Origin of the sequence: Mycobacterium sp. SMC-17 (assembly GCF_045310915.1) — a bacterium.
Taxonomy (GTDB): domain Bacteria; phylum Actinomycetota; class Actinomycetes; order Mycobacteriales; family Mycobacteriaceae; genus Mycobacterium.
On sequence record NZ_JBJIAK010000016.1, the window covers coordinates 62,749 to 88,888 of the forward strand.

Below are 26,140 nucleotides of genomic sequence, written 5' to 3' on the forward strand. Positions count from 1 at the left end.
GCCGAAGATTACCGACCGCGGCGGCGTGCCAGCTTCATCCCGAGTTCCTCGGGCGGGACCTCGTGTCCGTCCGCACACCGGATCTCGACGGTGGCATCGGCGCCGCAGCCCAGGTGCGTCAGCCGCAGGCCGGTGTCGCCCAGGTGTTTGCGGCCCCACTCGAACATGGCCCACACCACCGGCATGAAGTCGGTGCCGGCCTGTGTCAGCACGTATTCGTCGCGGCTGCGCTGACCCGGCTCCTGGTACGGCCGTTTGGTCAGCAGGCCGGCCGCCACCAGTTCGGCGAGCCGCGCCGAGGTGGCCGCCTTGGTGATGCCGACCCGCTTGGCGAAGTCGTCGAAACGCGTTGTGCCGTAGTAGGCCTCACGCATGAGCAGCATGGCGGATTTGGTGCCGACCAACGACATGGTCTTCTCGATGGCGCACTGGCCGACCGCCGACCACTTGTCGCGTTCGGCGAGCACACCCTGTAGCGCTGTCATGCGAATCACTCTACCGCTGGGTTGCTCTTGCCATACTCAGGTGTTAGATCTGAGTATAGGAAGCAGTACTCAGCGTGGAGTTACAGGAGGATTCTCATGTCGGGATACACAGACCGCGATGCCGTGATCGTCGCGGCGGTGCGCACGCCGGTCGGTAAGGGCAAGGCGAACGGCGCGCTGCACGACGTACTTCCCGCCGACCTGCTCGCCCACAGCCTGCGGTCCGTGGTGGAACGCACGGGCGTCGACCCGGTTCTGGTCGACGACGTCATCGCCGGCGCCGTCACGCAAGCCGGTGACCAGGCCGCCAACATCGCCCGGAATGCCTTGCTGGGCGCCGGTTTTCCCGAGAGCGTGCCCGGCACCACCGTCGACCGCCAGTGCGGCAGTTCGCAACAGGCCATCTCGTTCGCCGCGCAGGGTGTGCTGGCCGGGTCGTACGACGCGGTGATCGCCGCGGGCGTCGAGTCCATGTCCCGCGTGCCGATGGGTGCCGCGGTCCTGCCGGGCAGCAATCCGTTCGGCGTGGGCCTGGCCGAGCGGTATCCCGACGGCCTTGTCCCCCAGGGCATCAGCGCCGAACTGATCGCGGCGCGCTGGAACTTCTCCCGCACCCAGCTCGACGAGTTCTCCGCCGCCAGCCACGAGAAGGCCGCCCGCGCCGCCAAGGACGGACTGTTCGACAACGAACTCGTGCCGGTGGCGGGCCTGACCGCCGACGAGATCATCCGGCCGGGCACCTCCGTGGAGACCCTGGCCGGGCTGAAGCCCGCGTTCTACAGCGACGCCTACGCCGCGCGCTTTCCCCAGATCCGTTGGGAGATCACGCCCGGCAACTCGTCACCGTTGTCCGACGGCAGCGCGGCGGTCATGATCACCAGCGGCGCCTTCGCGCGTAGCCATGGGCTCACGCCGCTGGCCCGCATCCACACCATGACCGCGGTCGGCTCGGATCCGCTGTACATGCTGACCGGTGTCATCCCCGCGACCGAGAAGGTGCTGGCCCGCTCCGGCCTGTCACTGTCGAACATCGATCTGTTCGAGGTGAACGAGGCCTTCGCACCCGTCGTGCTGGCCTGGGCGGCCGACACCGGAGCCGACCTGGCGAAGACCAACGTCAACGGCGGCGCCATCGCCATCGGTCACCCCCTGGGCGCCAGCGGTGCCCGCATCATGAGCACGCTGGTCAATGCCCTCGACCAGCGCGGCGGCCGCTACGGCCTGCAGGTGATGTGCGAAGGCGGCGGCATGGCGAACGCCACCATCATCGAGCGGCTGTAGCGCTCAGGCGCGCACGAGCTCGAACAGCGGGATGACGCGCGACGTCTTCGCCTGGTAGTCGGCGAAGACGGGGGCCACGGCCGTGATCAACGGATACGTGGCCTCGCGCTCGTCATCGGGCAGTTCGCGGGCGACGACGTCGTACTCCTCCAGGCCGGCGTCGGTTCCGATCTCGATATGCGCATTCGGGTTGGCGCGGAGGTTGTGCACCCAGTCCGGATGGGTCGGAGCGCCGGCCTTCGAGCCGACGATGAGGATCTTGCCGTCGACCGGCAGGTACGCCAGCGGCGACATGCGCGGCTGACCCGACTTGGCGCCCGTGGTGTGCAACAGCAGCAGATTGCCGCCCTCGAACTGGCCGCCAACCTTGCCGCCGTTGGCGCGGAACTCGTCGACGATGGCGGCGTTGAAGGCATGAAAGGACGCGGCGTCCGTGAATTCGGTCATGCCTGACCCAACCTCGCGAACCGGCCCAAATGTTCCCGTCACGGCGCGATACTTGCCTGATATTGACGGAGGTGCCGATGACGCCAGACGCGGACGCAGTTGTGGTGGGAGCCGGGTTTGCCGGCCTGTATCTGGTACACCGGCTGCGGCAGCAGGGTTTCTCGGTCCGCGTCTTCGAAGCCGCCGACGACGTCGGCGGCACCTGGTACTGGAACCGGTATCCCGGCGCGCGCGTCGACATCCCCAGCCTCGACTACATGTTCAGCTTCGACCCGGACTGGCATCGCGACTGGCAATGGTCGGAGAAGTACGCCACCCAGCCGGAAATCCTGCGGTACCTCAACCACGTCGCCGACAAGTTCGATCTGCGCCGCGATGTCACCTTCGGCACCCGGGTCACCAGCGCGCACTGGGCTGACGACGCGTGGCGCGTACGCACCGACAACGGTGACGATGTCACCTGCCGTCATCTGGTGATGGCCACCGGCTGCCTGTCGATCCCCAAGGAACCCGACATCAACGGTATCGAAACCTTCACGGGTGAAACGTTTTACACCAACCGCTGGCCGCACGAACCGGTCGACTTCACCGGCAAGCGCGTCGGGGTGATCGGCACCGGGTCGTCGGGCATCCAGTCGATTCCACTGATCGCCGCGCAGGCCGCGCAGCTGACCGTCTTCCAGCGCACACCGTGTTTCTCCATCCCGGCACACAACGGGCCGGTGTCACCGGAGAAGCAGGCGGCGCTGGCAGACGAACGCGCGTACCGGGCAGCGGCGCGGGCGTCGTTCGGCGGGGTACCGCAGGAGCGCACGCTGATCCCGACGTTCGCGGTGCCCGAGGCCTACCGTCAACAGCGCTACGAACGTGCCTGGCAGATCGGCGAACTGCTCGAAACCCTCAACATGTTCTCCGACCTGATGAGCAACCCGGCCGCCAACGCGTCGTTCGCCGACTTCGTCCGCGACAAGATCCGCGCTGCGGTCCATGACCCGCAGACCGCGGAACTGTTGTGTCCCAATGATTATCCCGTCGGCGCGAAACGACTGTGCCTCGACACCGATTACTACGCCACGTTCAACCAGCCCCATGTGCGCCTCGTCGACCTCCGCACCCAGCCGCTGGTCGGCGTCACCGAAAGCGGCGTGCAGACCGTGGGTGAATCCTTCGACTTCGACGCGCTGGTGTTCGCGACAGGGTTCGACGCCATCACCGGTGCGGTGACGGCCGTCGACATCGTCGGGCGCGACGGACTCGCACTGAAAGACAAATGGGCACAAGGGCCGTCGACCTACCTGGGCCTCACCACCACCGGATTCCCGAACCTGTTCCTCATCACCGGACCGGGCAGTCCGTCGGTGCTGTCCAACATGGCGGTATCCATCGAACAGCACGTCGAGCTCGTCGCCGAGACGGTGGCATATCTGCGCGAGCACGGCTTCGACACCATCGAACCGACGCCGACCGCCGAGGCCGGCTGGATGCAGCACGTCGCCGACGCCGGCGCCATCACCATGTTCCCGCAAGCCAATTCGTGGTACGTCGGCGCCAACATCCCCGGTAAGCCCCGGGTGTTCATGCCGTACGCGGCAGGTGTCGACTTCTATGCCGCCGCCTGCGCCGACGTGGTGCGCCAGGACTATCTCGGATTCGAGCTGACGAGGCCGAACGGTGCGCAGTGCCACGACGGCGTGGTCAGGCGGCTGCAACCGGACGTGCAGATGGTGCTGGAGATGGTGGCGGCCATGAATCCGCCTCCGCTGGAATCACTTCCCGTCGAGGTGGCCCGCGCCGCCATGGTCGAGGCCAATGCCGCCCGACCCCCGGGTCCGGACGTCGGCGAGATCATCGACGGTGTATTCGCGGGCGAACTCGAGTACCGGCTGTACCGGCCGGCGACGCCGCGGCCGCACCCGGTGATCGTCTACTTCCACGGTGGCGGCTGGGTGCTGGGCGACGCGACGTCGGACGATCCGCTGTGTCGCGATCTGTGTGTGCGGGCCGACGCGTTGGTCTTCTCGATGAATTACCGGCACGCGCCGGAACATCCGTTCCCCGCGGCCATCGACGACGGCATCGCCGCGCTGCGGTGGGTGGCCGACAACGCCGCGGCACTGGGCGGGCTCCCCGACCGACTGGCGGTCGCCGGTTGGAGCGCGGGCGGGAACATCGCCGCGGCCGTGTGCCAGTGGGCCCGCGACCACGGCGGCCCACACATCTGCGGCCAGCTCCTGCTGACCCCGGTGACCGACGCGCAGCCGTACCCGTCGTATCAGGAGAACGCCGACAGCTACGGACTGACCACGCCGCTCATGCAGTGGTTCACCGAGTTGTACGACGGCCCCGCCGACGACCCGCGGCGGTCACCGTTGCGTGGCAACCTCGCGGGTCTACCCCCGGCGCTGGTGGTGACCTGCGAGTTCGACCCACTGCGCGACGAAGGCAACGCCTACGCCGCCGCACTGGCCGCGGCCGGCGTGCCCACCGAGCACGTTCAGGCCCGCGGCCACACGCACCTGTCGATCACGATGGTCGACCTCGTCGTGTCCGGGGCGCCGATCCGGGCGCAGATGGCCGCGGCCTTGCGGAGATTCCTCAGTCCTTCTTCGGTTCCGGCTTGAAGTCGATACCCGATTCCTTGCGCTGTTGCGCGGTGATCGGTGCCGGGGCGTCGGTCAGCGGGTCGACGCCGCCGCCCGACTTCGGGAACGCGATGACGTCGCGGATGGAGTCCACCCCGGCCAGCAGCGCGGTGATGCGGTCCCAGCCGAAGGCCAGGCCGCCGTGGGGCGGCGCGCCAAAGGTGAAGGCGTCCAACAGGAATCCGAACTTGTCCTGCGCTTCGGCCTCGTCGATGCCCATCATCGCGAACACCCGCTCCTGCACATCGCGACGGTGGATACGGATCGAGCCGCCGCCGATCTCGTTGCCGTTGCAGACGATGTCGTAGGCATCGGCCATCGCGGCACCCGGGTCGGTGTCGAACGTCGCGATGGAGTCCGGCTGCGGCGCGGTGAACGCATGGTGCACCGCGGTCCAGGCGCCCGAACCGACAGCGACGTCGCCCGATGCGGTGGCCGCGTCCGCGGATTCGAACAGCGGCCAGTCGACCACCCAGGTGAACGCCCAGGCGTTCGGATCGATCAGGTCGAGGCGCTTGGCGATCTCGATGCGCGTCGCACCCAGCAGGGCACGGGCGCCCTTGGCCGGACCGGCCGCGAAGAAGATGCAGTCCCCCACCTTCGCGCCGACGTGCGCGGCCAGCCCGGCCCGTTCGTCGTCGGTGAGGTTCTTGGCCACCGGGCCGCCCAGCTCGCCGTCCTCGCCGACGAGCACGTAGGCCAGCCCCTTGTGACCGCGCTGCTTGGCGAACTCCTGCCAGCCGTCCAGCGTGCGGCGCGGCTGTGAGGCCCCGCCCGGCATGACGACCGCGCCCACGTACGGCGCCTGGAACACCCGGAACGGGGTGTTCTTGAAGTAGTCGGTGCACTCGACGAGCTCGACGGCGAAGCGCAGGTCCGGTTTGTCCGAACCGAAGCGGCGCATGGCCTCCTCGTAGCTGATGCGCGGCAGCGGCAGCGTCAGCTCGACGCCGATGAGCTGCCACAGCGCGGCCAGCACCTCTTCGGCGACGGCCATGACGTCGTCGGCGTTGACGAAGCTCATCTCGAGGTCCAGCTGGGTGAACTCGGGCTGGCGGTCGGCGCGGAAATCCTCGTCGCGGTAGCAGCGCGCGATCTGGTAGTAGCGCTCCATGCCCGCCACCATGAGCAGCTGCTTGAACAACTGCGGGCTCTGCGGAAGTGCGTAGAACGAGCCGGGCTGCAGGCGCGCGGGTACCAGGAAGTCGCGGGCGCCCTCCGGGGTCGACCGGGTCATGGTCGGCGTCTCGATCTCGACGAAGTCGTGCTTGTCGAGCACGGCGCGCGCGGCAGCGTTGACCTTGGAGCGCAACCGGATCGCGTTGCCCGGGCCTTCCCGGCGCAGGTCCAGGTAGCGGTACTTCAGGCGCGCTTCCTCGCCCGGGGTCTCGTCGAGCTGGAACGGCAGCGGCGCGCTCTCGGACAGCACCTCGAGCGTCGTCGCGTTGACCTCGATATCGCCGGTGGCGATGTCCTTGTTGGCGTTGCCCTCCGGCCGCACCTCGACGGTGCCGGTGACCAGGACGCAGAATTCGGCGCGCAGCCGGTGGGCCTGCTCCAGCACTGCGGCGTCGCGGAAGACCACCTGGGAGACTCCGGAGGCGTCACGCAGATCGATGAAGATGACGCCGCCGTGGTCGCGCCGACGCGCCACCCATCCGGCGAGGGTCACCGTCTGACCGGCATCGGTGGACCGCAACGAACCGGCGGCGTGGCTGCGCAACACGAAAATCTCCTCTGACGTCTGAATCGACCGCTAAGTCTAAGGGGCGCCTCGACCGGTATTTTGGCGACAGTGAGCTTTGCCCTCGTGGGACCCGGTGCCATCGGATCAACGATCGCCGCGCTGCTGTACGCCGCGGGTCATGAAGTCCTGCTGTGTGGACGGACGCCGCGCGAGGCCATCGAGGTGCGGATGGACGGCAGCGCGCCCATCGTCGTACCCGGCCCGGTGCACACCGATCCCGACGCTGTCGCCGGTCCGGTCGACGTGGTGCTGCTGGCGGTCAAGGACACCCAGTACGCCGCCTCCGCGCCGTGGCTGGCCCGGTTGTGCGGACCGGACACCGTGGTCTGCGCACTGCAGAACGGTGTCGAACAGGCCGACCGGCTACGGCCCTACTGCCCCGAATCCACTGTTGTACCTGCGGCGATCTGGATTGCCGCGGAGACCCGGCCCGAGGGCTGGGTGCAGGTGCTGAGCGCCCCGCGGCTGGTGCTGCCCGACGACGCGGCCGCGGGCCGCCTGGCGGCGGACCTGGAGGACAGCGGGATCGCCGTCGAGCTCGACCCGGATTTCCTCAGCGCGGCGTGGCGCAAACTGTTGGTCAACGCCGTGGTCGGGTTCATGGTGCTGTCCGGCCGGCGCTCCGGGATGTTCCGGCGCGACGACGTCGCGGCGGTGGCCCGCAGGTACCTGAGGGAGTGCCTCGCGGTCGCCCGGGCCGAGGGCGCGACACTGCCCGACGGTGTCGTCGACGAGATCGCCGACATGCTCGAGCAGGCACCGACGGACATGGCGACGTCGATGCTGATCGACCGGGAAGCGCACCGTCCGTTGGAGTGGGACATCCGCAACGGCGTCATCCAGCGCAAAGGTGCCACGCACGGCATCCCCACGCCGATCAGTGACGTGCTGGTGCCGCTGCTCGCCGCGGCCAGTGACGGACCGGGTTAGCGGCGGCCGAAGACCAGCTCGACCAACTGGTCGCGGCTGTTGACGCCGACGCGCTGGCACGCCCGGAAGATGTGGCCCTCCACGGAGCGACGGGACATCCCGAGCCGCTCCGCGATGGCGGTGTTGCTCAGCCCCTTGGCCGCCAACCCGACGATCTCGCGTTGCCGGGCGGTGATGGCCAACGGAGTCGCCGCGGCCCGCAGCGCCGGGGTGTCGGCGCCGCCGCATTCGGCCGCCAGCCGCGCCGCGGTGCCGGCCGCGCCGAGCCCCGATCCGCGCAGCCCCGCCTGTTGGTAGACGGCCGCGGCCTGCGCGGCCGCATCGGCGGCCGCCACCCGGTCGCCGAAGTATTCGTAGTGCTTGGCCGCCGCCACCAGGCCGTCGCCGTCGGCCGCGGCCAGCGCGACGGCGTGCGCGGCGGCGGCCGCCGCGCGCGGCCCGCGTACCGTCAGCGCGAGCTCGGCGAGCCTGGCCGCGGTGGTGCGGTCGCCGAACTGCGTCGCGGTCTGCAGCAGCATGACCTCCCAGCCCAGCCGGCCGAGCTGACGCTCCCGAGCCGCAGCCGCCCGGGCTATCGAAATCGCTTCGGACACAGCGCCTTCGGCCGCACAGACCCAGGCATGGGCCAGCGTGCGGTCAGGATCGCGGGCGCAGGCGTCCGGGTCGGCCTGCCACCACGGCGTCGCGGCGAACTCGCGGCGCGCATCCTCGGCACGGCCCGCCATGGCATCGGCGGTGACGAGCCACAACCGAGCCAGCATCTTGCGCATGCTGCCACTATCCCGGGCACTGAAATCGGCGAGCGATTCCAGGCACAACCGGTGTGCGTCGACCAAGGCGCCCCGGCTGACGGCCGACAGGCCCGCCACGAAGGCGTGCCACGATTCGGCGACCTGCCACGAGCCCTCGATCGGGACGTCGACGGTGTCGCGGCGGATGCGTGCGATGGTGACATCGGCCTGGTCGAGGGTCCCGGCCAGCCGATGCATGTGCAGGTGCAGAAACGCCAGCGGCAGGCGCAGGTGCGACACCTCGGCACTGGTGTCGGCCAGCCGGTAGCCGGCCTCCGCGACCGTCTCGACCTCGTCGATGCGGCCCAGCTCCCCCAGGCTGCTCACCAGCGCCCACGTCGAGAGCATCTGCGCGACGGGTTCGGCAGCCGGGTCGTCGACAACCCGCCGCGCCTGCTCGATGGCGGCCGTGGACCGGCCGCGCGCCACGTCGATCGACGCGCGCAACGCCAGGGCCGTCGCGGCGACCGCGGCGTCGCCTGCCGGTATCTCGCTGTCCAGTTCGGCCTCGGCGCGGGCCGTGTGACCGAGGATCACGGCGAAGTTCAGGGCGCGCAGCAGGGCGACCTGCACCCGCAGCGGGCCGGAGGTGTCGGCGGCGAGGCGGGCGAAGATGACCTCGGCCTCCTCGCCACGCTCCTGCCAGATCAAGGCCAGCGACAGGGCGATGTCGGCTTCCAGGCCGCCACCCGCCGCCACCGCCCGCTCGGCCAGTGACTCCGCGAGCCGCATGTCCGTCAGTTGGATCGCCGCCGACGTCGCCGCGTTCAGGATCGCCGGGTCGGGGGCCAGGTCGGAGTTCAGTGTCAGCACCGCGCGGCGGACCAGATCACGCGGATCGGTGGCGGGGCGCGCGATCAGCGCGGCGGCGATCTGCCCGTGCAGGCGGCGCATCCGCAGCGAGTCGGTGCGGCGCACCTCGCCGAGCATCGGATGGGCCAGCCGCACCGACGCGGGCGTCGCGCTGCCGTCGATGCGGATCAGCCCGAGCGCTTCCGTCTCGGCGATGGCATCGGAATCCGTAACCGCCGCAAGGGTTTCGATGTCGAGTGGTTCCGTGACGGCGAGGGCGTCCAGCACATTGCGTGCGGCCGCCGGAATCTGGCCGATCCGGGTGGTGAGCAGTTCGGCGAGCGTGGGTGTCAGTCGTGGTTGCCCCTGCCACATCCACACCCCGGATTGCTGCGTCAGCCGGCCGGCGCTGACCTCGGTGTCCAACAGGTGGCGCAGATACAGGACGTTGCCCTGCGTGTACTGCCACAGCTGTTGCACACACCGTGAATGCACCGGCCCACCCAGGATGCGCTCGACCAGCTTCGCGATGGCTGCCGAGGAAAGTGGTTGCAGTTCAATGCGTTCCAGTATGTCGTCTTTCCAGATCGCGGTGATGGCGTCCGGAGCCGGTTCGCCCGATCGCAGAGTGAGCACGACGGTGGCCAGCTTCCGTGCGACGAGTTGATGCACGGCAAAGGCCGACAGATCGTCGAGCAGGTGCGCGTCATCGACACCGACGACCACCGCGCCCGTCGGCGCGGCGCCGATCACTCCGTCGATCACCTCCCGCACTCGGCGCAACGGATCGGGGCCGAAGTCGCTGGCGATGTCGGCGAACGCGCCCAACGGGATGCTGCGGGCCGACGCCGTGCCGGCGATCCATCGCGAGCGCCCCGGCGGCCGGCAGGCGGTGACGACTTCACGCGCGAGGCGCGTCTTGCCGACACCGGCAGCGCCCGACAAGACGATGCCGCGAGCCCGGTCCGGGCGACGGATAGCCGTCTCGATCGCCCGCAGTTCCTCGGCTCGTCCATGCAGGGGCCACTCGTGGATCACTATGGATCACCTCCGGCGCGCCCCAGCCCCAGCAAACTCACACCATTTACACCAGATGCTGCCAGGTTCGCCGGGGGCAAACAATAGCTGCGCTACATGATTGGGGTAGGGCCTTACCTCAGTCCCGGGCGGTCGGCCGCCGTACCGTCCAATCACCGGCGCGATCGCCGGCGCTGGGCGGAGGCGGAAGGGGCGGATCATGGTTCATGCCAATCACATCGGGCGAATCGGGGCGCTGGCGGTGGCATTGGGCGTCGGACTGGCCGTCGCACCCAGCGTGGCCTCGGCCAAGCCGGCTCCGTCTTCGCCGACGTCGGATGGGCCGGGAGCCACCGCACCCACCGCTCCCGGCCAGAACATGGCCGTCGCCACCAACGGCGTAACGCGGGTGCAGAGGGGCGACGCCACCGCGACCTCCGACGGCAAGGGCTCGGTGGCCATCGCCCGCGGATCCGACGCGACGGCGATCTCGTCGGGCGGCCAGGGGTCACTGGCCATCGCCCGCGGCGACGGCGCCACCGCCATCATCAACACGCGCGCATGCGAAACCTGCCTGGCCGGCTCGGGCAACAAGGTCACCGCCAGCGGCACCGGAGCCACGGCCACCGCAAGCGGATCAGGGAACCGCGTCCTTGCCTCCGGCGCCGGCAGTACGGCCACCGTCACCGGAGTCGACAACACGGTCACGGCCTCCGGTTCCGGCAGCGAGGCCACCGTCAGCGGGTCCGACAACACCGTGCGCGCCTCCGGTATCGACAGCGAGGCCACCGTCACCGGCTCCCGCAACGCCGTCGACGCCACAGGTCTGGACAGCACCGTCTCGTTGATCGGATCCGACAACACCGTGGCCGCGACCGGGGCCCGCAATGTCGTCGTCGTGCGGGGCTCGGACAACGACGTCACCAGCAGCGGCAGTACGAACACCGACACCGTCACCGTGCGAGTCACCGGCGACCACAACGACGTATCCACCGACGGTGTCGACAGTGGCGCCTCGGTCAGCGGCGACAGCAACGATGTGGCGACGGTTGGCCCCCACAGCTCTGCCTACGTGGTCGGCGACAGCAACACGGCAAGCGCCATCGGCGACCACACCACCGCCTGGATCGAGGGAGATCACAGCACGGCCGACGCCCTCGGCGACTTCAGCAGCGCGCAGGTCTACGGCGACGGCAGCTCCGCCAAGGCCGGCTTGACATCGACAGATTCCGGAAACAGCGTGCAGGTGAACGGGAACAACAGCGCGGCAGAGGCCGGAAACGGTTCGTACAACGATGTCGACGTGAACGGGAACGACAGCACCGCCGCGGCGTTCGGCACGTCCAACACGGTGAGTGCCGAAGGTCCGGACAGCCACGCCGTCGCCATCGGCTTTGGCAAAACCGTCGAGTCCGGACCTGGCGAAACCGTCGTCAATCCCTAGCTCAGCAGCCGGCGTACTTCGTCGTCGCCGACCTGGCCGAAATCGCGGTACGACTCCCCCACCGCCGCAAAGGGCGTCGGCATATCGGCACACACCACGTCGTCCGCGATTCCCATGAGCTGGCGGCACGCCGCTTCCGTGCCGACTGGCACCGCGACCACCAGGGTCCGCGGCCCGCTCTCCCGCACCACTTCGGCGGCGACGCGCATGCTGGCGCCGGTGGCCATGCCGTCGTCGGCGAGGATCACGGTGCGCCCCTTGACGTTCGGCGGTGGCCGCCCCTGGCGGTAATCGGTTTCCCGCCGCTGCAGCTCGCACCCCTCGGCTTCCGCGACCTCGGACAGCGTCTGCTGTGAAATCTGCAGCGGCCCAACCACATCCTCATTGACGACGACGTGACCGCCGCCGCCGATCGCGCCCATCGCGTACTCCTCGTGGCCGGGGACGCCCAGCTTGCGGATGATGAGCGCGTCGAGCGGCGCGTCGAGAGCACGGGCGATTTCGTGGGCGACAGGAACACCGCCGCGGGCCAGACCGAGCACGACGACATCCCGCCTGCCGCGGTACGCCGTCAGCAGACCGGCCAATACGCGCCCCGCTTCTGAACGATCACGAAAGACGCGCCTCGATGCATGGTTTCGCGTAGCTCCGATCCTATTCCCATCAGCACTTTTCAGTGGTATTCCGTAATTGACAGGGCAGATGAAAACCGTTTCGAGGAGGCAGAAGTGAAGGTCACCGGAACAGCTGTTGCGGTTCTCTCGGTCGTCGGCATCGCCACCGCGCCGATCGCGTCGGCCGGTTACCCGCTGGTCGGCAAGCTGGGCAGCGCCATGACGATGACGGACAGCGTCGGTCAGGTCCAGCTGAGTTGGCAGGTCGCGGACCTCAAGCCGAGCTCCGATGTCATGCCGGGCTACCGGGTCGCCGGAAAGCTGTGGGAGGCCACGGCCACCGTCCGCGCCCTGAGCGGCCCGGTGACCCCGGCCATCTCGCAGTTCAACGCCGTTGCACCGAACCAGGCGGCGTACCGGGTGCTGTGGATGGTGGCCAGCCCGGTCAACATCAGCGGCGCCACCATTCCGCAGGGCGGGCAGTCGACCGGAAAGATCCACTTCGACGTCACCGGCCCGGCCCCCACGACGGTGACGATGAACAACGGCATGGAAGACCTGATGGTCTGGACTCCGTGAACCAGTAGACACCCTGTTCTATCGTGTCTACTCATGAAGACCTACCAGTGCGAGCGCGTCGGCGTCGACTTCATCGACAGCGCACCGTTCCGCTTCGTCAGCAAGGTCGATCTTGCGGTCAAGCCGGAGCAGTTGTTCGAGGTCTTCTCGGATGAGACGTCCTGGCCGCGCTGGGCGACGCTGATCACCAACGTCGAGTGGACCAGCCCGAAACCGTACGGCGTGGGCACCACGCGCACGGTGACCATGCGCGGCCACATCGTCGGCGACGAGGAGTTCATCGCCTGGGAACCGTTCTCCTACATGGCGTTCCGGTTCAACACCAGCACCTCGAACATGCTGTCGGCGTTCGCCGAGGGTTACACCGTCGAGGAAACCGCCGATGGCTGTCACCTGACGTGGGTCATGGCGATGAAGCCCAAGGGCCTCGCCGGCGAGCTGGGCATGCGGGCCGGCCGGCCGATGATGGCGTGGCTGTTCCAGCGGTTCCTGCACAACCTGCGCCGCTACACCGACGAGCGCTACGGGGACGCAAGCTAGGGCGCGTAGAGCCCTTCCCACACTTCGCGGCGCGCCTGGTCCGGGTCATCGATGGTCTCGTCGCGCATCGAGCCGATCACCCGGGTGGCCCGACGGTCGGTGTCGTAGGTCGGCCAATTGGCCAGCGCCGCCGTCGCGAAATCCAGCCAGGTGCGCTGCATGCGCCGGCCGACCGACGGCTGCACCTGACGCCCGAGCGGATGCAGCATCCGGCCGAGGTACGAGCCGTAGCTGTGCTGGATGTGCACGATCTCGCTGCCGTGCGTCGCGCCGAGCCCCAGCACTTTCAGCGTCCAGGTGGTGTGGTCGAACCGGTAGACGTGCGTCGGCGCGTGCCCGCTGTAGGCGTCCGCGAAGGCCCATGTCGGGGCGCCGAACATGACGTCGGAGCCGATCGCGATGAGCGCCCGGCGCCGCGGATAGCTCGGATAGGCCTGCAGCACAGCATCTTTGGCGTGCGGGGCGACACGTGCGAAATAGTCGTCGACCATGGGCACGGTGGTGGGCAGCATGGGTGGCCGGCCCCAGGCGAACATCGATGCCTCGCGGCTGTTGGTGCCGACGATCAGCGGAATCTTGGCCACGGCACCGGCCCGGGCGGCAAGCACCGGATGATCGGGCAGCAGGTCGACGCCGTAGGTCAGTCCGTAGGCCAGCTTGGGGCTGTTGGCCGCACTCTCCCCCTGCAGCTGGCCGGCGGCTCGGCGCAGCTGACGCTGGGGCAGCGCGACGATCTCGTCGACGGGGACGTCCAACCGGCGGACGAACTCGTGCGCCTGGCGGGCCCGGGTCTCACGGTCGGCGATGAGCGGTAGCGCCGGGCTCTGCGCGATGGCCCGGCCGAACAGACCGTCGGCCGCGGGGCTGGCCAGCAGCGCCAGCACCGACGTCGCACCTGCGGATTCGCCGAAGACGGTGACCTGGTCGGGGTCGCCGCCGAACGCGGCGATGTTGTCGCGCACCCATTGCAGTGCCGCGATCTGGTCCCGCAGACACAGGTTGTCGTCGAACCCGGGACCCAGATCGCCGAGTTCGAAGCCGCCGAACACGCCGAGCCGATACGTGACGTTGACGACCACCACATTGCCGTTGGCCGCCAACCGGGACCCGTTGTACAGCTGCAACTGGCCGGCCCCGAACACGAACGCACCGCCGGGAATCCACACCATCACCGGCAGCGCAGCCGTCACGTCGGGTGACCAGACAGTGACGGTCAGGCAGGCCTCGTCACGCATCTTGGGGTCGTCGCGGCCGCCGCCGACGAACGACTTGCCCTGCGGCGGGATGGGTCCGTGATCGATGGCTTCGCGAACGCCGGACCACGGGATCAGCGGTTGCGGAGCGCGGAAACGCAACGGCCCGACGGGCTGCTCGGCGTAGCCGACGCCCCGCCAGACGTAGACACCGCCTTCCGTGGTGCCCCTGAGGGCGCCCGCGACGGTGTGAACGATGGTCGAACGGTCGATGGTTTCGGGCTGGACGGCCACGTCATGAATCCTAGTGTGGAAAGCTGACATCCAGTCGTATTCGAGGCCCGGACGGAGCGGTGATGTCCTTCAACGAAGGTATGCAGATCGACACGAGCAACACGTCGACCAGCGGGGGCGGTGGCTTCGGCGGCCGGGGTCTGGCGATCGGCGGCGGCATGGGCGGCTTGGTGATCGTGGTCGTCGCCATGTTCCTCGGCGTGGATCCCAGTTCGATTCTCGGCCACCAGAGCCAGGCGCCGCAGTCCAGCCAGGGATCGAGCGCCTACGACCTGAGCAAGTGCAAGACCGGCGCGGACGCCAACAAGTACCTGGAGTGCCGCATCGTGGCTACGGGCAACTCGGTGGACGGCGTGTGGTCGCAGCTACTGAAGGGCTACACACCGCCGAAGATCCGGCTGTTCCGGGGACAGGTCAACACCGCGTGCGGCCCGGCCGACACCTCTGTGGGCCCCTTCTACTGCCCCGGCGACAAGGTCGCCTACTTCGACACCAGCTTCTTCCAGACCCTGGTCGACGAATTCGGTTCCAGCGGTGGACCTTTGGCGCAGGAATACGTGGTGGCCCACGAGTTCGGCCACCATGTGCAGAACCTACTCGGAGACATCGGCAAGGCCCAGCGCGGGCCGAAGGGCGCCGAGGGCAACAGCGTGCGCACCGAGCTGCAGGCCGACTGCTACGCCGGCGTGTGGGCGCACTACGCGTCGACGGTCAAGCAGAAGAGCACGGGTGTGCCGTTCCTGCAGCCGTTGAGCGACAAGGACATTGCCGACGCGCTGTCGGCGGCCTCGTCGGTCGGTGACGATCACATCCAGAAGCAGGCCACCGGACGCGTGAACCCGGAGTCCTGGACGCACGGGTCGTCGGCCGAACGGCAGAAGTGGTTCACCACCGGTTACCAGACCGGTGACCCCAAGCAGTGCGACACGTACAACGCGCAGGATCTGGGCTAGTCACGCAGCACGCGGGGCCGCGATCCCTTGTCGATGATCGCGAGATGGACCCTGCGGGTGAGGACCTGTAGTCCGGTCGGCATTGGCGGTGCGGTGGAGGTGTAGACCGCTCCCGATGGGGTGGTCAGCGCGATGGTGTGCCGCCCGAACCGGTCATAGGTCGCCGCGGCCTGCCAGCCAGGTTCCTCTTTGACGTAATTGCAGTGCTCACACAGACCATCCCCGTTATGCGCGCTGGTGGGCCCGTGGTGCGCGTGCGGCCGGACGTGGTCGGTGTGCCGAATCCGGGCGTTGCAATACGGCGTCCGGCACAGCTGATCGCGCAACCCGATGAACGTCGCCAGGCCCTTCGGGAATGTTCGGGAAATGGATTCCATCGCCACCAGCTTGTTCGTGCCCGGCTGGGCATACAGGCGCCGCAACGCCGCCGTGCCCTCGGCCGCCGCGGCCAGCACCATGTCGCGAGCCAGGGCCGCCGGAATGGGCCCGTACCCGTCCAACTGCGCGGGCTGCTCACCCCCGGTCAGCAGCGTCTCATCCGAAAGCACCAGATTCACCGCCACCGGCACCGGCGACCGCACCGGATCGCGCCCCGTGACCCGCTCCACCACCACATCAGCCATCACCTGCCCACGGCTACGCCCCGAGCCCGCCGCCACCACCGACGCCGCCTCCCGGACGAGCGTCTGGCGCACCAACTGCCCCTGAGCCGCGGGCAGGAGCACCGTCATCGACATCATCCCGTCACCGGCCACGCGGAACCGCACATGCCGAGAGGCCCGTGCCCGCGTCATCTTCTCCAGCACGGTCTGCTGATCCAGCTCATAGGCGATCCGTGCGGCCTCCGCCGACACCTCGGCGTTGCCCAAACCAACCAACGGGGCCGGGTCGCCGCACAGCTCGACATCCAGCAGCCGGCGATCCAACACCGACAGGCACGCCGCCTCTTTCGTGATCAACTCGGCCCGATGCTCCGACAGCACCCCGGATTCCAACGCGGCCAGCGTGCACGGCATATCCGCGGTCAGAATGCGGGCCATCACCATCAACCGCTCACCCCGATGCGGCGACTCCCGCCGCGCCAGCCCCACCTCCGAGCCCAACGCCGCCCGCGACACCCGCGGCCCACCCGCCCGCGCCGCCGCGATCCGGCGGGCCTCCAACGCCGCCGCCAACCGCGCCTGCTCCGCCGCCGCGGCCGACTTCACCCGCTCGAGCTGAGTCATGCGACCCAACAACGCCGCCTCATCGGCATCAGGGTCCACCACCAGGCTTTCGCTCATACGTTCGAAGTTACACCCCGCCCCCGACAAGTGCCACGACCAAGACCGGTTTCCCGAATCGTTGACCACTTTGAACAAATTTCGTTAATGTGTGCAAATGCCCGCCAAGCCGCCGCCGCCGCGCACCATCTCGCCGGCGCTACTCGAAGCCACCGCGGAGACCCTCCACCGTTTGGGCCCAAGGCAATTCAGCCTCACGGCAGTCGCCGAGACCGCCGGCGTCTCGCGAGGCACGTTGTACAACGCGCTCGGCGGCCGCGACCACGCAATCAGCGTCGCGTTGGATCACCTGGCATCCAAGTTCGTCGACGGCATGGCCGCCGAGATCGACAAGCAGTCCACGCTGGCCGACCAGGTCGCCGCTGCCGCGGTCCTGATCTGCGCGCACCGGCAGAGCTCGCCCTCTGCGCCGCAGAAGGGCATCAACGAGGGCATCGTCGTCCTGCTGTTGCGCAACATCGGCGAGGACCTCATGAAGCGCGCCGTCGAGCTCTGGAAGCCACGCGTCAAAGCCGCGCAGCGCGATGGCGAGATCGGCGCGGGCGTCGACCCGGCTCGCGCCGGCGAATGGATCGTCCGAGTGCTGCTGAGCTTCGAACTGCTCCCACCCATCGGGGTCAACCTCGACAACCCCCGCGCCATCCGGCGCTTCGTCACCGACCACATCATCAATGGACTCAACGGAGAGGCACCATGACCACACCCGACCACGAAGTGGTCATCATCGGCGCTGGGCCCGGCGGTATCGCCTCCGCCCACCTGTTGCAGCAGAAAGGGATTCACGACTTCGTCATCGTCGACCGGGGCGACGACTTCGGTGGCACCTGGCGCGACAATCACTATCCGGGGCTCGCCGTCGACATCCCGTCACCGTGGTACCAGCTGTCGTTCGCGCCGAACCCCGACTGGAGCCGGTTCTTCGCGCCGGGGCCGGAGATCTACGCCTACCTGCGTGACACCGCGGACAAGCTGGGCCTGCGACCACACCTGCGGGCGAACTCCGAGGTGCTGCGCCAGCAGTGGGACGACGACGCCGGCATGTGGCGGTTGTCCATCCGCAACCAGCCGGAGTTGACGGCGCGGTTCCTGATCAGCTCGGTCGGCGGTTACGTCAACGCCAAGAACGTCGTCGACATCGACGGCATCGAGGATTTCGAGGGCACCATCCTGCGCCCGAACGCCTGGGACGACGACTACGACGTCCGCGGCAAACGGGTCGCGGTGATCGGCACCGGCTCCAGCGGCGTGCAGATCACCGCAGCGTTGTCCGGCGTCGCCGCGAATCTCGATGTCTACCAACGCACTCCGGCGTGGGTACTGCCCAAGATCGACTTCGACATCCCGCCGTGGCTGCGGCGCCTGTTCAGAGTGCCTGGCTTCGTCAGCGCGATCAACACCTTCGGCCGGCTGTTGATGGACGTCACGATGGTGGTGCCGATCGTCCACGTTTTCTCCCGGCTGCCCCGCACGGTGCTGACCAAGCTCATGCCCCTGTACGACGGCAACAGCCGCAATCTGTACCGGTTGCTACTGCGGGCGACCGTGCAGGACCCGGCAACCCGCAAGGCGCTGCTCCCCCGGTACGGCATCATGGCCAAACGCCCGGTGATCTCCAGCTCGTTCCTGCCGGCGCTCAACCATCCGGATACCCACCTGATCACCACGCCCATCGAGCGGATCACCCGCGACGGTGTCCGCACGGTGGACGGCGTGGACCACCCGGCCGACCTTCTGGTCACCGCCACGGGCTACGAACTGTGGACCGACCCGGAGACGTACCGCCCGGGAACCATCCTGGGCGCAGGCGGTTTCGACCTCGCCGAGTACTACCGCGCCCACGGACTGCACGCCTATGCCGGCACTGCGCACCCGCGGCTGCCCAACCGCTGGGAGATCGTCGGCCCGCTCGGATTCGTCGGCTTCGCCTGGATGGATTGGGTCGAAACCGTTGCCGCCCACGCCGTTCGGATGATCGACGCGGCCCGCGGCCGGGCCGAGGCACCTGTCGTCGCGGTGAGCAATGACGCGTTCCACAGGTGGAACGCCCTCATGGACCGGCGTGGGCGCACCGCGCACACGTACTACACCCGTGCGACCGAACTGAACACCTACTTCGTCAACTCGCAGCACGAAACCCCCTACTACCGACCGCAAACCATCACCGGCTCAAGGATTTTCGCGCGGCGATCACCGCTGACGGACTACGAGTTCAGCGACGTCCGGACCGCCACGAGGAGTGAGGAGCTCAGCGCATGACCGATCAACCGCTGGCCGGCAAGGTTGCTTTCGTCACCGGAGCGGCGCGCGGACAGGGCCGTTCGCACTGTGTGCGGCTGGCGCGCGCCGGTGCCGACATCGTCGCCATCGACGCCTGTGCGCCCGTGGCGGAGGCCAACGGCTACGAGCCCGCGACTCCCGCGGACCTGGCCGAGACGGTGAACCTCGTCGAAGGTGAAGGCCGCAAGATCTACGCCAAGCAGGTCGACGTCCGGGACGCCGAAGGGCAGCAGCGCGTGGTCGCCGAGACCATCGAGCAGTTCGGCCGGCTGGACATCGTGGTGGCCAATGCGGGCGTGCTGAACTGGGGGCGGCTCTGGGAGATTTCCCCACAGCAGTGGCAGGACACCCTGGACATCAACCTGACCGGCGTGTGGAACACCATCCGGGCCGTGGTGCCGGCGATGATCGCGGCCGGCAACGGTGGGTCGATCATCGCCACCAGTTCGGCGGCCGGCATCAAGGCGGTGCCCGGTTGCGGGCACTACTGCGCCAGCAAGTTCGGCGTCGTGGGCATGATCAACGCGCTGGCCGTCGAACTGGGTGAGTACGGCATCCGCGTGAATTCGGTACACCCGTACGGCACCGACACCCCGATGGGCAACGACGTGTCGATGTACCAGGTCCTGCAGGACCATCCGCAGTACATCCACAGCTTCTCCCCCGGCGCGCTGCCGACGGATTCACTCATCAAGCCGGACCAGATCTCGGACATCGTGGTGTGGCTGGCGAGCGACGCATCGTCGTTGGTGACGGCGGCGCAAATCCCGGCAGACAAGGGTTATCTCAAGATCTGACCGGGTAACCTCAGTCGCCATGGCGAAGTCGAACGCCGAGGTGGCAAACAACAGTCTCGACGCGCAGGCGCGCGCCACACAGTTCATGCGCTCGGCCCTCGACATCCTCGGCGAGACCGGCCGCACGGAGTTCACGGTGCTGCAGGTCGTGGAGCGTTCGAAGACGTCGTTGCGCGCCTTCTATCAGCACTTCGCCACCAAGGACGAGCTGGTGCTGGCGCTGATCGACGCGATGCTGACCGAGTTCACCACCACATGGCAGGCCGAGGCGGCCGAGCTGAGCCCCGCGGACGCGCTGCGTGAGCTGGTCGACCGCATCTGCGTGCCGCCCGCGTCGAGCACCCAGGACCGCATCAACCGCGGGCTCACCTTCTACCACGATCGCCTGGCCGAAACGATGCCGGACGACTACGGCCGGGTGCTGACACCGTTGCACGCGCTCATCGTCGACATCGTCGAACGCGGAATGGCCGACGGCACCTTTGCCCCCGGCCTCGACGTCGAGGCCACGGCGGCTCTGGTCATGCAGACCATCTTCGGCGCCCTGCGACTGCGCGCACTGGGACCGGGCCTCGAGCTCACCCCGATCGGCAGCGAGCGCATCTATGCGTTCTGTCTGCGCGCGTTGGAGAATTGATGACTTCTGGCCCTGTCTGAGCCGTTCCGCGGTGGGCAGTGTGGACTCATGATGAAAACCGCCGTCGCACTCGGGGAAATCGAGGACGCAGTTCATTCGGCCTGCCGTGCACCGTCGTTCCACAACAGCCAGCCGTGGACCTGGGTGCTGGAATCGACGACTTTGCGGCTGTTTGTCGATCCCGACCAACTGGTGGACACCGACAGCTCGGGCCGGCAGGCAATACTGAGCTGCGGCGCGGCCCTGGACCATCTACGCGTGGTCATGGCGGCCCGCGGGTGGGAGACCCTGGTCGACCGCTTTCCCAATCCCAACAACCGGCACCACCTGGCCGACATCGAGTTCCGGCCGGCGGCCGGCATCACGACTGCCCAGCGCAGGGACGCCGACGCCGTCGCGCGCCGGCGCACCGACCGGCTGCCCTATGGCCCCGTCGAGAATTTGGCGGCGTTCGAGATGCTGCTGCGGCCGGCAGTCCAGGACCGCCCCACCCACGTCGACCTCATCACGCCGCAGCAGCGCGACAAAGTCGCCGAAGCCTCCCATCTCGCCGAGTCACTGCGCATGTACGACACCTCATATCACGCTGAATTGGCCTGGTGGACAGCTCCTTTCGGGGCCACCACCGGAATTCCGCACAGCGCACTGGTGTCGGCCGCGGAATCCGACCGCGTCGAGGTCGGACGCACCTTCCCGGTGACGCATATCAGGGAACGGCGGCAGGACATCGGAGACGACCAGGCCACCATCGTGGTGATCTCGGCGCTCGACGACACCCCGCAGGGCATCCTGGCATGTGGCGAGACATTGTCGGCGGTGCTCGTCGAAGCCACCGGCGCCGGGCTGGCGAGTTGCACCCTGACGCACGTGACCGAACACCCCGCCACCCGCGACATCATCAGTGGACTCACGGGCCATGCGCTACCGCAGGTTCTGGTGCGGATCGGCGTCGCACCCGAATTCGACGATGTGCCGCCGCCGACACCGCGCCGTCCGTTGTCGGATGTCTTTCAGGTCCGGGCCGGTTGACCTCGACGTAGCCTGGCCCCATGCGTGCATGGCGAGTGCGTGAGCCCGGGCCGATCGAACGCGGTCCGCTCGAATTCGGCTCCGTCGATGTCCCGGCGCCCGGGGACGGTGAAGTGCTCATCGCCGTGCGGGCGTGCGGCGTGTGCCGCACGGACCTGCACGTCGCCGAGGGCGACCTGCCGGTGCACCGACCGTTCGTCATCCCGGGCCACGAAGTGGTCGGCGAGGTGGTGGCTGTCGGCGAACACATCGACGCGCAGCTCGCCGTCGGCGATCGCGTCGGGGTGGCCTGGCTGCGGCACACCTGCGGCAGCTGCCGATTCTGCCTCCGCGGCGCGGAGAACCTGTGCCCGCATTCTCGCTACACCGGCTGGGACGCCGACGGCGGCTACGCCGAATTCGTCACGGCACCAGCCGATTACGTGCACCCGCTGCCCGCGGGATACACCGATGCCGAACTCGCCCCGCTGCTGTGCGCCGGCATCATCGGCTATCGGTCGTTGCTCCGGGCCGACCTGCCCGCCGGTGGCCGGCTCGGAATCTACGGCTTCGGCGGCAGTGCCCACATCACCGCGCAGGTGGCACTCGCCCGGGGCGCCGAGGTGCACGTCATGACCCGGGGCGAGGCTGCCCGGCGACTCGCACTCGACCTCGGTGCCGCCTCGGCTCAGGACGCCACGGCGCGGCCACCTGTCGCCCTGGACGCCGCGATCCTGTTCGCGCCCGTCGGTGATCTGGTGCTCCCGGCGCTCGAAGCCCTCGACCGCGGCGGCACCCTGGCAATCGCCGGCATTCATCTCAGCGACATCCCCGAACTGAACTATCAGCGCCACCTATTCCAGGAACGCCAGGTGCGGTCGGTGGCATCGAATACCCGCACCGATGCCCGGGAATTCCTCGCCTTCGCCGGCAGCCACCACATCGATGTCACGACCCCGATCTATCCCCTCGACCACGCGGACCAGGCCCTCGGGGATCTGGCCGCCGGACGAATCTCGGGCGCCGCGGTCCTGCAGATCGCCTGAGTCAGAACAACGCAGGCTGCACCGCCCCGGCGGACCCTGCCGCCGGGGCGGTACGCATGGTGTCAAGTCTGTTCGCCCCGTTGCCGAGGCCGTATCGGGCAACCAGCGGCGCGACCCGGTTGCGCAGCTGTTCGCGGTACTGCGGACCGAGATACGCACCGCGCCCGTACAATTCGCGGTACCTGGGCAGCAGTTCGGGATACGTCGAGCCCAGCCACGCCAGGAACCAGCCACGCGTCGCGCCGCGCAGGTGCAGTCCGAAGACCGTCACACCCGTGGCGCCGGCCGCCGCGATCCGCGACAGCAGCGCCTCCAGATGCGCCTGCGAGTCGGTCAGGTACGGCAGCACCGGCGCCACCATCACATGGCAATCGAGCCCGGCCGCCGCGATCGCCGAGATGAGCTCCAAGCGCGCGGCCGGCGTGGGAGTCCCCGGTTCGACCGACCGATGCAGATCGGGGTCCAGCATCGCCAACGACACCGCGACGCTGACCCCGACCCGGGCACCCGCGTCGACGATCAGTGGCAGGTCACGGCGCAGCAGCGTGCCCTTTGTCAGGATCGAGAACGGCGTCCCGGAATCGGCCAGCGCCGCGATGATTCCCGGCATCAGCGCGTACCGGCCCTCGGCCCGTTGATAGGGATCGGTATTGGTGCCCAGCGCGACGGCGTCGCGCGTCCAGGAACGCCGAAAGAGCTCCCGCCGCAACACTTCCGCGACATTCGTCTTCACCACGAGTTCACGGTCGAAATCATTTCCGGAGTCGAAGTCCAGATACTCGTGCGTGGGCCGGGCGAAGCAGTATCGGCACGCGTGCGAGCAGCCGCGGTAGGCGTTGACGGTGTACCGGAACGGCAGATTCGAAGCTTCCGGCACCTTGTTCAGCGCCGACTTGCAGAGCACCTCATGAAACGTGATGCCGTCGAACTTGGGGACCCGGACGCTGCGTACCAACCCGAGCCGTTCCAGGCCCGGTAGAGCGCCGTCCGCTTCGGCCCGCGCCACCGCCTGCCCGTCCCACCGCACACTTCATTCGAACAATTGTTCGACGCTTTGTCAAGCCTCGCCGGGTTCGTCGACGAGCAACAGGTGGTCGATCGCGGTGACGGTCTCGGGGGCCAGCCCCTCGCGAATCACGGCATCCAGCAAGCGTGCTGCGACGGTCCTGAGCTTCATCTGGGTGGCTTGCGACCGCCACTTCAGAATCTCGAAGGCCCGGTCGGCGTCGATGCCGTAGGCGGCCATGAGGATGCCCTTGGCCTGGTCGATCACGGCGCGCGATTCCACCACCGAGGCCATGGCCACGGTGAGATCGGACTGGATGCCGGCGGTGACGTCGATGTAGTAGCCGTGGGTGCCGGTGAGCTCGCCGTCCTCGTCGGTCATCCGGTCGCTGACCACCACGACCCAGTGGACCTTGCCGTCGGCATCGACGATGCGGTGCCGGCTGCTGAACAACCCACCCGTCTGCACCCGCTCGAGAATCTCGGCGACCTTGGCCCGGTCGTCAGGATGCTTGTGACTCAGCAGCAATTCGGTGGTGGGCTCCACTTCCCCCAGCGCGTAGCCGTGCATGCGGGCCACCTCTTCGGACCACACCCACCGTTGTTCGGCGAGGTGGAACTGGAAGCTGCCGACATGTTGCGCAGCGCCGCCGCTGAACACGGCAGCGACGTCCCAGGATTCGGAGTCGGCGATTTCGCCGTCGGTTTCGCTCATGTCGTTGTTGGTGGCAGGGAGCCGCAGTCATCGTAACTCGCGACCGGGATTGTCCGCCCGGCTTGCCGGGTACGTGGCCCACATGACGCATATCGGTTGCTTCCTCAGCTGCGAACAGTTCGATCCGCACAACCTGATCGCTCAGGCCAGACGAGCCGAGGAAGCCGGTTTTCACGCACTGTGGGTGTCCGACCATTTCCACCCGTGGACCGACGCACAGGGCCAAAGCCCGTTCGTCTGGGGCGTTCTGGGCGCGCTGTCCGAGGTGACGGCGCTGCCTGTCACCACCGCCGTCACCTGCCCGACGTTCCGGATGCATCCCGCGATCATCGCGCAGGCCGCCGCCACCGCCGCCGTTCAGCTGCGGGGCGGCTTCCGGCTGGGCATCGGCAGCGGCGAGGCGCTGAACGAGCACATCCTCGGGGACCCGTGGCCCTCTGCCGGCGAACGACTGGACCGGCTCGCGGAGTCGGTGTCGCTCATCAGGACGCTGCACCGCGGCGAAGTGGTGAACCACGACGGGCGCTACTACCGCGTCCAGGACGCGCGCATCTACACCCTCCCGGAGCACCGCATACCGATCTACATATCGGGATTCGGCCCGCAGGCAACCCGGCTGGCCGGGCGGATCGGCGACGGGTACTGCATCACCATGCCCGACACCGACCTGGTAGCGCTCTTCCGCGAGGCCGGCGGCGGGCGTAGGCCGGTTCAGGCCGGGATGAAGGTCTGTTGGGACCTGGACCCGGAATTCGCGGCCGACACCGCCCACCGCCTGTGGGCCACCGACCAGCTACCCGGACAGCTCAATCAGATCCTGCCGCGGCCAACGGATTTCGCGTCTGCCGCGAGCCTGGTGACGCGCGAGGCCGTGACGGACGCGATCGTGTGCGGACCCGACATCGACGCCCACGTCGCACAGGTACGCAAGTACGTCGATGCCGGTGTCGACGAGATCTACGTCCAGCAGATCGGCCCGGACATGGACGGCTTCTTCGACGCCTGGGAGCGCGACGTACTGCCGGAATTCCAGGAGTCGGCCTACGCCTGAGCCGCGGCCTGACGCTCGGTGTGCGCGCCACCGGAGGCCAGCTTGCCGCCGGCGGACTCCAGGTGAGCACGCACGAACCACTGGAACTTCTCCAGTTCGGCGACCTGGCCGATCAGCATGTCCTGGGTGACCAGATCGAGTTCGTCGAGTTCGCCGATGGCCTTGCGCGCGTCCTTGATGACGCCGTCGTAGACCAGGTCGAGTGCGGCGAGGTGCGCCTGCGCGGTGTCGCGGCCGATCGAGTAGTCGTCCCAGGTGCGGTGCTTGAGAATCGCCCCCGGCGTACCGTCGGGCGACGCGCCGAGCGCCGCGATGCGCTCGGCCGTCTGATCCGCGTAAGCACGCACCAGTTCGACCTGCGGATCGATCATCTCGTGCACGCCGATGAAGTTGGGGCCCACGACATTCCAATGCACGTGCTTGAGCGTCAGATGCAGGTCGTTGTACGTGCTCAGCTGGATTTGCAGCAGGTCCCGGATCCGGCTGCTCTGCTCTTCGGACAGGCCTGGAATGGTGAATTCGCTCATGGCCTGCCTCTACCCGTACGGGGTCCGGGGCAAACACCGTTTAGT

General features: G+C 68.3%; 23 protein-coding genes and 1 pseudogene. 14 read left to right on the forward strand and 10 right to left on the reverse strand.

The genetic code is table 11. The features are described from left to right. Nucleotides 1-8 precede the first annotated feature (8 nt). The gene (locus ACJH7A_RS12790; RefSeq protein WP_212811586.1) at nucleotides 9-485 is read right to left on the reverse strand and encodes a helix-turn-helix domain-containing protein; all 477 of its coding nucleotides are present in this window, start codon (nucleotides 483-485) and stop codon (nucleotides 9-11) included. 96 nt (nucleotides 486-581) lie between these two features. Here ACJH7A_RS12790 and ACJH7A_RS12795 point away from each other — a divergent pair, with 96 nt between their 5' ends. Beyond that, the gene (locus ACJH7A_RS12795; RefSeq protein ID WP_406802081.1) at nucleotides 582-1,766 is read left to right on the forward strand and encodes a thiolase family protein; all 1,185 of its coding nucleotides are present in this window, start codon (nucleotides 582-584) and stop codon (nucleotides 1,764-1,766) included. A gap of 3 nt (nucleotides 1,767-1,769) precedes the next feature. Here the strand turns inward: ACJH7A_RS12795 and ACJH7A_RS12800 are convergent, their stop codons facing one another. After that, a complete protein-coding gene (locus tag ACJH7A_RS12800; RefSeq protein ID WP_318984518.1) occupies nucleotides 1,770-2,213 on the reverse strand; it encodes a nitroreductase family deazaflavin-dependent oxidoreductase in 444 nt (147 codons plus the stop codon). A 77-nt stretch (nucleotides 2,214-2,290) separates the two neighbouring features. On the opposite strand from ACJH7A_RS12800, the gene ACJH7A_RS12805 reads away from it, so the two are divergent. Beyond that, nucleotides 2,291-4,834 carry a flavin-containing monooxygenase gene (locus ACJH7A_RS12805; protein WP_406802082.1) on the forward strand — a complete coding sequence of 848 codons (2,544 nt, stop codon included), beginning with the start codon at nucleotides 2,291-2,293 and terminating at the stop codon, nucleotides 4,832-4,834. On the opposite strand, the gene aspS is transcribed toward ACJH7A_RS12805, so the two are convergent. Further along, nucleotides 4,809-6,587, reverse strand: coding sequence for an aspartate--tRNA ligase (gene aspS, locus ACJH7A_RS12810; RefSeq protein WP_406802095.1), 1,779 nt, complete (start codon nucleotides 6,585-6,587; stop codon nucleotides 4,809-4,811). The two genes, ACJH7A_RS12805 and aspS, sit on opposite strands and share 26 nt — an antisense overlap. A 63-nt stretch (nucleotides 6,588-6,650) precedes the next feature. On the opposite strand from aspS, the gene ACJH7A_RS12815 reads away from it, so the two are divergent. Continuing rightward, nucleotides 6,651-7,532 carry an oxidoreductase gene (locus tag ACJH7A_RS12815; RefSeq protein WP_406802083.1) on the forward strand — a complete coding sequence of 294 codons (882 nt, stop codon included), beginning with the start codon at nucleotides 6,651-6,653 and terminating at the stop codon, nucleotides 7,530-7,532. Here the strand turns inward: ACJH7A_RS12815 and ACJH7A_RS12820 are convergent. Then, on the reverse strand, nucleotides 7,529-10,153 hold the full coding sequence (locus ACJH7A_RS12820) for a LuxR C-terminal-related transcriptional regulator (RefSeq protein ID WP_406802084.1): 2,625 nt from the start codon (nucleotides 10,151-10,153) through the stop codon (nucleotides 7,529-7,531). The two genes, ACJH7A_RS12815 and ACJH7A_RS12820, sit on opposite strands and share 4 nt — an antisense overlap. Nucleotides 10,154-10,352: 199 nt before the next feature. On the opposite strand from ACJH7A_RS12820, the gene ACJH7A_RS12825 reads away from it, so the two are divergent. Beyond that, a complete protein-coding gene (locus ACJH7A_RS12825; protein ID WP_406802085.1) occupies nucleotides 10,353-11,576 on the forward strand; it encodes a DUF3060 domain-containing protein in 1,224 nt (407 codons plus the stop codon). Here the strand turns inward: ACJH7A_RS12825 and ACJH7A_RS12830 are convergent. Next, nucleotides 11,576-12,229: pseudogene (locus ACJH7A_RS12830) on the reverse strand (phosphoribosyltransferase); the annotation flags it as partial. The gene ACJH7A_RS12825 and the pseudogene ACJH7A_RS12830 overlap by 1 nt on opposite strands. Before the next feature lie 75 nt (nucleotides 12,230-12,304). Between ACJH7A_RS12830 and ACJH7A_RS12835 the strand changes: the two are divergent. Further along, complete coding sequence (locus ACJH7A_RS12835; protein ID WP_318984512.1) at nucleotides 12,305-12,769, forward strand: MPT63 family protein; 465 nt, start codon at nucleotides 12,305-12,307, stop codon at nucleotides 12,767-12,769. A 33-nt stretch (nucleotides 12,770-12,802) separates the two neighbouring features. Next, the gene (locus tag ACJH7A_RS12840) at nucleotides 12,803-13,309 is read left to right on the forward strand and encodes an SRPBCC family protein (RefSeq protein ID WP_212811594.1); all 507 of its coding nucleotides are present in this window, start codon (nucleotides 12,803-12,805) and stop codon (nucleotides 13,307-13,309) included. Here ACJH7A_RS12840 and ACJH7A_RS12845 read toward each other — a convergent pair. Next, complete coding sequence (locus tag ACJH7A_RS12845) at nucleotides 13,306-14,826, reverse strand: carboxylesterase/lipase family protein (RefSeq protein WP_212811595.1); 1,521 nt, start codon at nucleotides 14,824-14,826, stop codon at nucleotides 13,306-13,308. The genes ACJH7A_RS12840 and ACJH7A_RS12845 overlap by 4 nt on opposite strands. Before the next feature lie 32 nt (nucleotides 14,827-14,858). Here ACJH7A_RS12845 and ACJH7A_RS12850 point away from each other — a divergent pair, with 32 nt between their 5' ends. After that, nucleotides 14,859-15,749, forward strand: coding sequence for a neutral zinc metallopeptidase (locus ACJH7A_RS12850; RefSeq protein WP_212811596.1), 891 nt, complete (start codon nucleotides 14,859-14,861; stop codon nucleotides 15,747-15,749). On the opposite strand, the gene ACJH7A_RS12855 is transcribed toward ACJH7A_RS12850, so the two are convergent. Beyond that, entirely contained in the window at nucleotides 15,746-17,032 is a 1,287-nt protein-coding gene (locus ACJH7A_RS12855) for a DUF222 domain-containing protein (protein ID WP_212811597.1), read from the reverse strand. The two genes, ACJH7A_RS12850 and ACJH7A_RS12855, sit on opposite strands and share 4 nt — an antisense overlap. Before the next feature lie 97 nt (nucleotides 17,033-17,129). Between ACJH7A_RS12855 and ACJH7A_RS12860 the strand changes: the two genes are divergently transcribed. From ACJH7A_RS12860 to ACJH7A_RS12885, 6 genes are read left to right on the forward strand one after another with little or no spacing between them, the layout of a single operon-like run. Beyond that, nucleotides 17,130-17,729, forward strand: a complete 600-nt coding sequence (locus ACJH7A_RS12860; protein ID WP_212811598.1) for a TetR/AcrR family transcriptional regulator — start codon at nucleotides 17,130-17,132, stop codon at nucleotides 17,727-17,729. Beyond that, nucleotides 17,726-19,288 (forward strand): NAD(P)/FAD-dependent oxidoreductase, encoded by a 1,563-nt coding sequence (locus ACJH7A_RS12865; RefSeq protein ID WP_212811599.1) that lies wholly within the window; start codon nucleotides 17,726-17,728, stop codon nucleotides 19,286-19,288. Before ACJH7A_RS12860 ends, ACJH7A_RS12865 begins: the two co-directional genes overlap by 4 nt. Continuing rightward, nucleotides 19,285-20,106 carry a mycofactocin-coupled SDR family oxidoreductase gene (locus ACJH7A_RS12870; protein WP_406802086.1) on the forward strand — a complete coding sequence of 274 codons (822 nt, stop codon included), beginning with the start codon at nucleotides 19,285-19,287 and terminating at the stop codon, nucleotides 20,104-20,106. The genes ACJH7A_RS12865 and ACJH7A_RS12870 overlap by 4 nt, the downstream gene beginning before the upstream one ends. Before the next feature lie 19 nt (nucleotides 20,107-20,125). Then, nucleotides 20,126-20,743: a TetR/AcrR family transcriptional regulator gene (locus tag ACJH7A_RS12875; RefSeq protein WP_212811601.1), complete on the forward strand. Its 618-nt coding sequence runs from the start codon at nucleotides 20,126-20,128 to the stop codon at nucleotides 20,741-20,743. Nucleotides 20,744-20,791: 48 nt separating this feature from the next. Further along, nucleotides 20,792-21,772, forward strand: a complete 981-nt coding sequence (locus tag ACJH7A_RS12880) for an Acg family FMN-binding oxidoreductase (RefSeq protein WP_406802087.1) — start codon at nucleotides 20,792-20,794, stop codon at nucleotides 21,770-21,772. 20 nt (nucleotides 21,773-21,792) lie between these two features. After that, on the forward strand, nucleotides 21,793-22,797 hold the full coding sequence (locus ACJH7A_RS12885; protein ID WP_406802088.1) for a zinc-binding alcohol dehydrogenase family protein: 1,005 nt from the start codon (nucleotides 21,793-21,795) through the stop codon (nucleotides 22,795-22,797). Between the two features lies 1 nt (nucleotide 22,798). Here the strand turns inward: ACJH7A_RS12885 and ACJH7A_RS12890 are convergent, their stop codons facing one another. Next, nucleotides 22,799-23,824: an Rv2578c family radical SAM protein gene (locus ACJH7A_RS12890; protein WP_406802089.1), complete on the reverse strand. Its 1,026-nt coding sequence runs from the start codon at nucleotides 23,822-23,824 to the stop codon at nucleotides 22,799-22,801. A gap of 30 nt (nucleotides 23,825-23,854) precedes the next feature. Then, nucleotides 23,855-24,517, reverse strand: coding sequence for a PAS and ANTAR domain-containing protein (locus tag ACJH7A_RS12895; protein WP_406783611.1), 663 nt, complete (start codon nucleotides 24,515-24,517; stop codon nucleotides 23,855-23,857). 82 nt (nucleotides 24,518-24,599) lie between these two features. On the opposite strand from ACJH7A_RS12895, the gene ACJH7A_RS12900 reads away from it, so the two are divergent. After that, a complete protein-coding gene (locus ACJH7A_RS12900; RefSeq protein WP_406802090.1) occupies nucleotides 24,600-25,568 on the forward strand; it encodes a TIGR03557 family F420-dependent LLM class oxidoreductase in 969 nt (322 codons plus the stop codon). Here ACJH7A_RS12900 and ACJH7A_RS12905 read toward each other — a convergent pair. Continuing rightward, a complete protein-coding gene (locus tag ACJH7A_RS12905; RefSeq protein WP_346415598.1) occupies nucleotides 25,559-26,095 on the reverse strand; it encodes a DNA starvation/stationary phase protection protein in 537 nt (178 codons plus the stop codon). The genes ACJH7A_RS12900 and ACJH7A_RS12905 overlap by 10 nt on opposite strands. Between the last annotated feature and the right edge of the window lie 45 nt (nucleotides 26,096-26,140).

Coding starts and splice junctions, on each gene's coding strand:
- ACJH7A_RS12825 (WP_406802085.1), top strand. CDS start 10,353: ATGGTTCATGCCAATCACATCGGGCGAATCGGGGCGCTGGCGGTGGCA.
- ACJH7A_RS12875 (WP_212811601.1), top strand. CDS start 20,126: ATGGCGAAGTCGAACGCCGAGGTGGCAAACAACAGTCTCGACGCGCAG.
- ACJH7A_RS12870 (WP_406802086.1), top strand. CDS start 19,285: ATGACCGATCAACCGCTGGCCGGCAAGGTTGCTTTCGTCACCGGAGCG.
- ACJH7A_RS12895 (WP_406783611.1), bottom strand. CDS start 24,517: ATGAGCGAAACCGACGGCGAAATCGCCGACTCCGAATCCTGGGACGTC.
- ACJH7A_RS12845 (WP_212811595.1), bottom strand. CDS start 14,826: ATGTCAGCTTTCCACACTAGGATTCATGACGTGGCCGTCCAGCCCGAA.
- ACJH7A_RS12800 (WP_318984518.1), bottom strand. CDS start 2,213: ATGACCGAATTCACGGACGCCGCGTCCTTTCATGCCTTCAACGCCGCC.
- ACJH7A_RS12840 (WP_212811594.1), top strand. CDS start 12,803: ATGAAGACCTACCAGTGCGAGCGCGTCGGCGTCGACTTCATCGACAGC.
- ACJH7A_RS12900 (WP_406802090.1), top strand. CDS start 24,600: ATGACGCATATCGGTTGCTTCCTCAGCTGCGAACAGTTCGATCCGCAC.
- ACJH7A_RS12855 (WP_212811597.1), bottom strand. CDS start 17,032: ATGAGCGAAAGCCTGGTGGTGGACCCTGATGCCGATGAGGCGGCGTTG.
- ACJH7A_RS12885 (WP_406802088.1), top strand. CDS start 21,793: ATGCGTGCATGGCGAGTGCGTGAGCCCGGGCCGATCGAACGCGGTCCG.
- ACJH7A_RS12795 (WP_406802081.1), top strand. CDS start 582: ATGTCGGGATACACAGACCGCGATGCCGTGATCGTCGCGGCGGTGCGC.
- ACJH7A_RS12850 (WP_212811596.1), top strand. CDS start 14,859: ATGTCCTTCAACGAAGGTATGCAGATCGACACGAGCAACACGTCGACC.
- ACJH7A_RS12860 (WP_212811598.1), top strand. CDS start 17,130: ATGCCCGCCAAGCCGCCGCCGCCGCGCACCATCTCGCCGGCGCTACTC.
- ACJH7A_RS12905 (WP_346415598.1), bottom strand. CDS start 26,095: ATGAGCGAATTCACCATTCCAGGCCTGTCCGAAGAGCAGAGCAGCCGG.
- ACJH7A_RS12880 (WP_406802087.1), top strand. CDS start 20,792: ATGATGAAAACCGCCGTCGCACTCGGGGAAATCGAGGACGCAGTTCAT.
- ACJH7A_RS12790 (WP_212811586.1), bottom strand. CDS start 485: ATGACAGCGCTACAGGGTGTGCTCGCCGAACGCGACAAGTGGTCGGCG.
- ACJH7A_RS12865 (WP_212811599.1), top strand. CDS start 17,726: ATGACCACACCCGACCACGAAGTGGTCATCATCGGCGCTGGGCCCGGC.
- ACJH7A_RS12805 (WP_406802082.1), top strand. CDS start 2,291: ATGACGCCAGACGCGGACGCAGTTGTGGTGGGAGCCGGGTTTGCCGGC.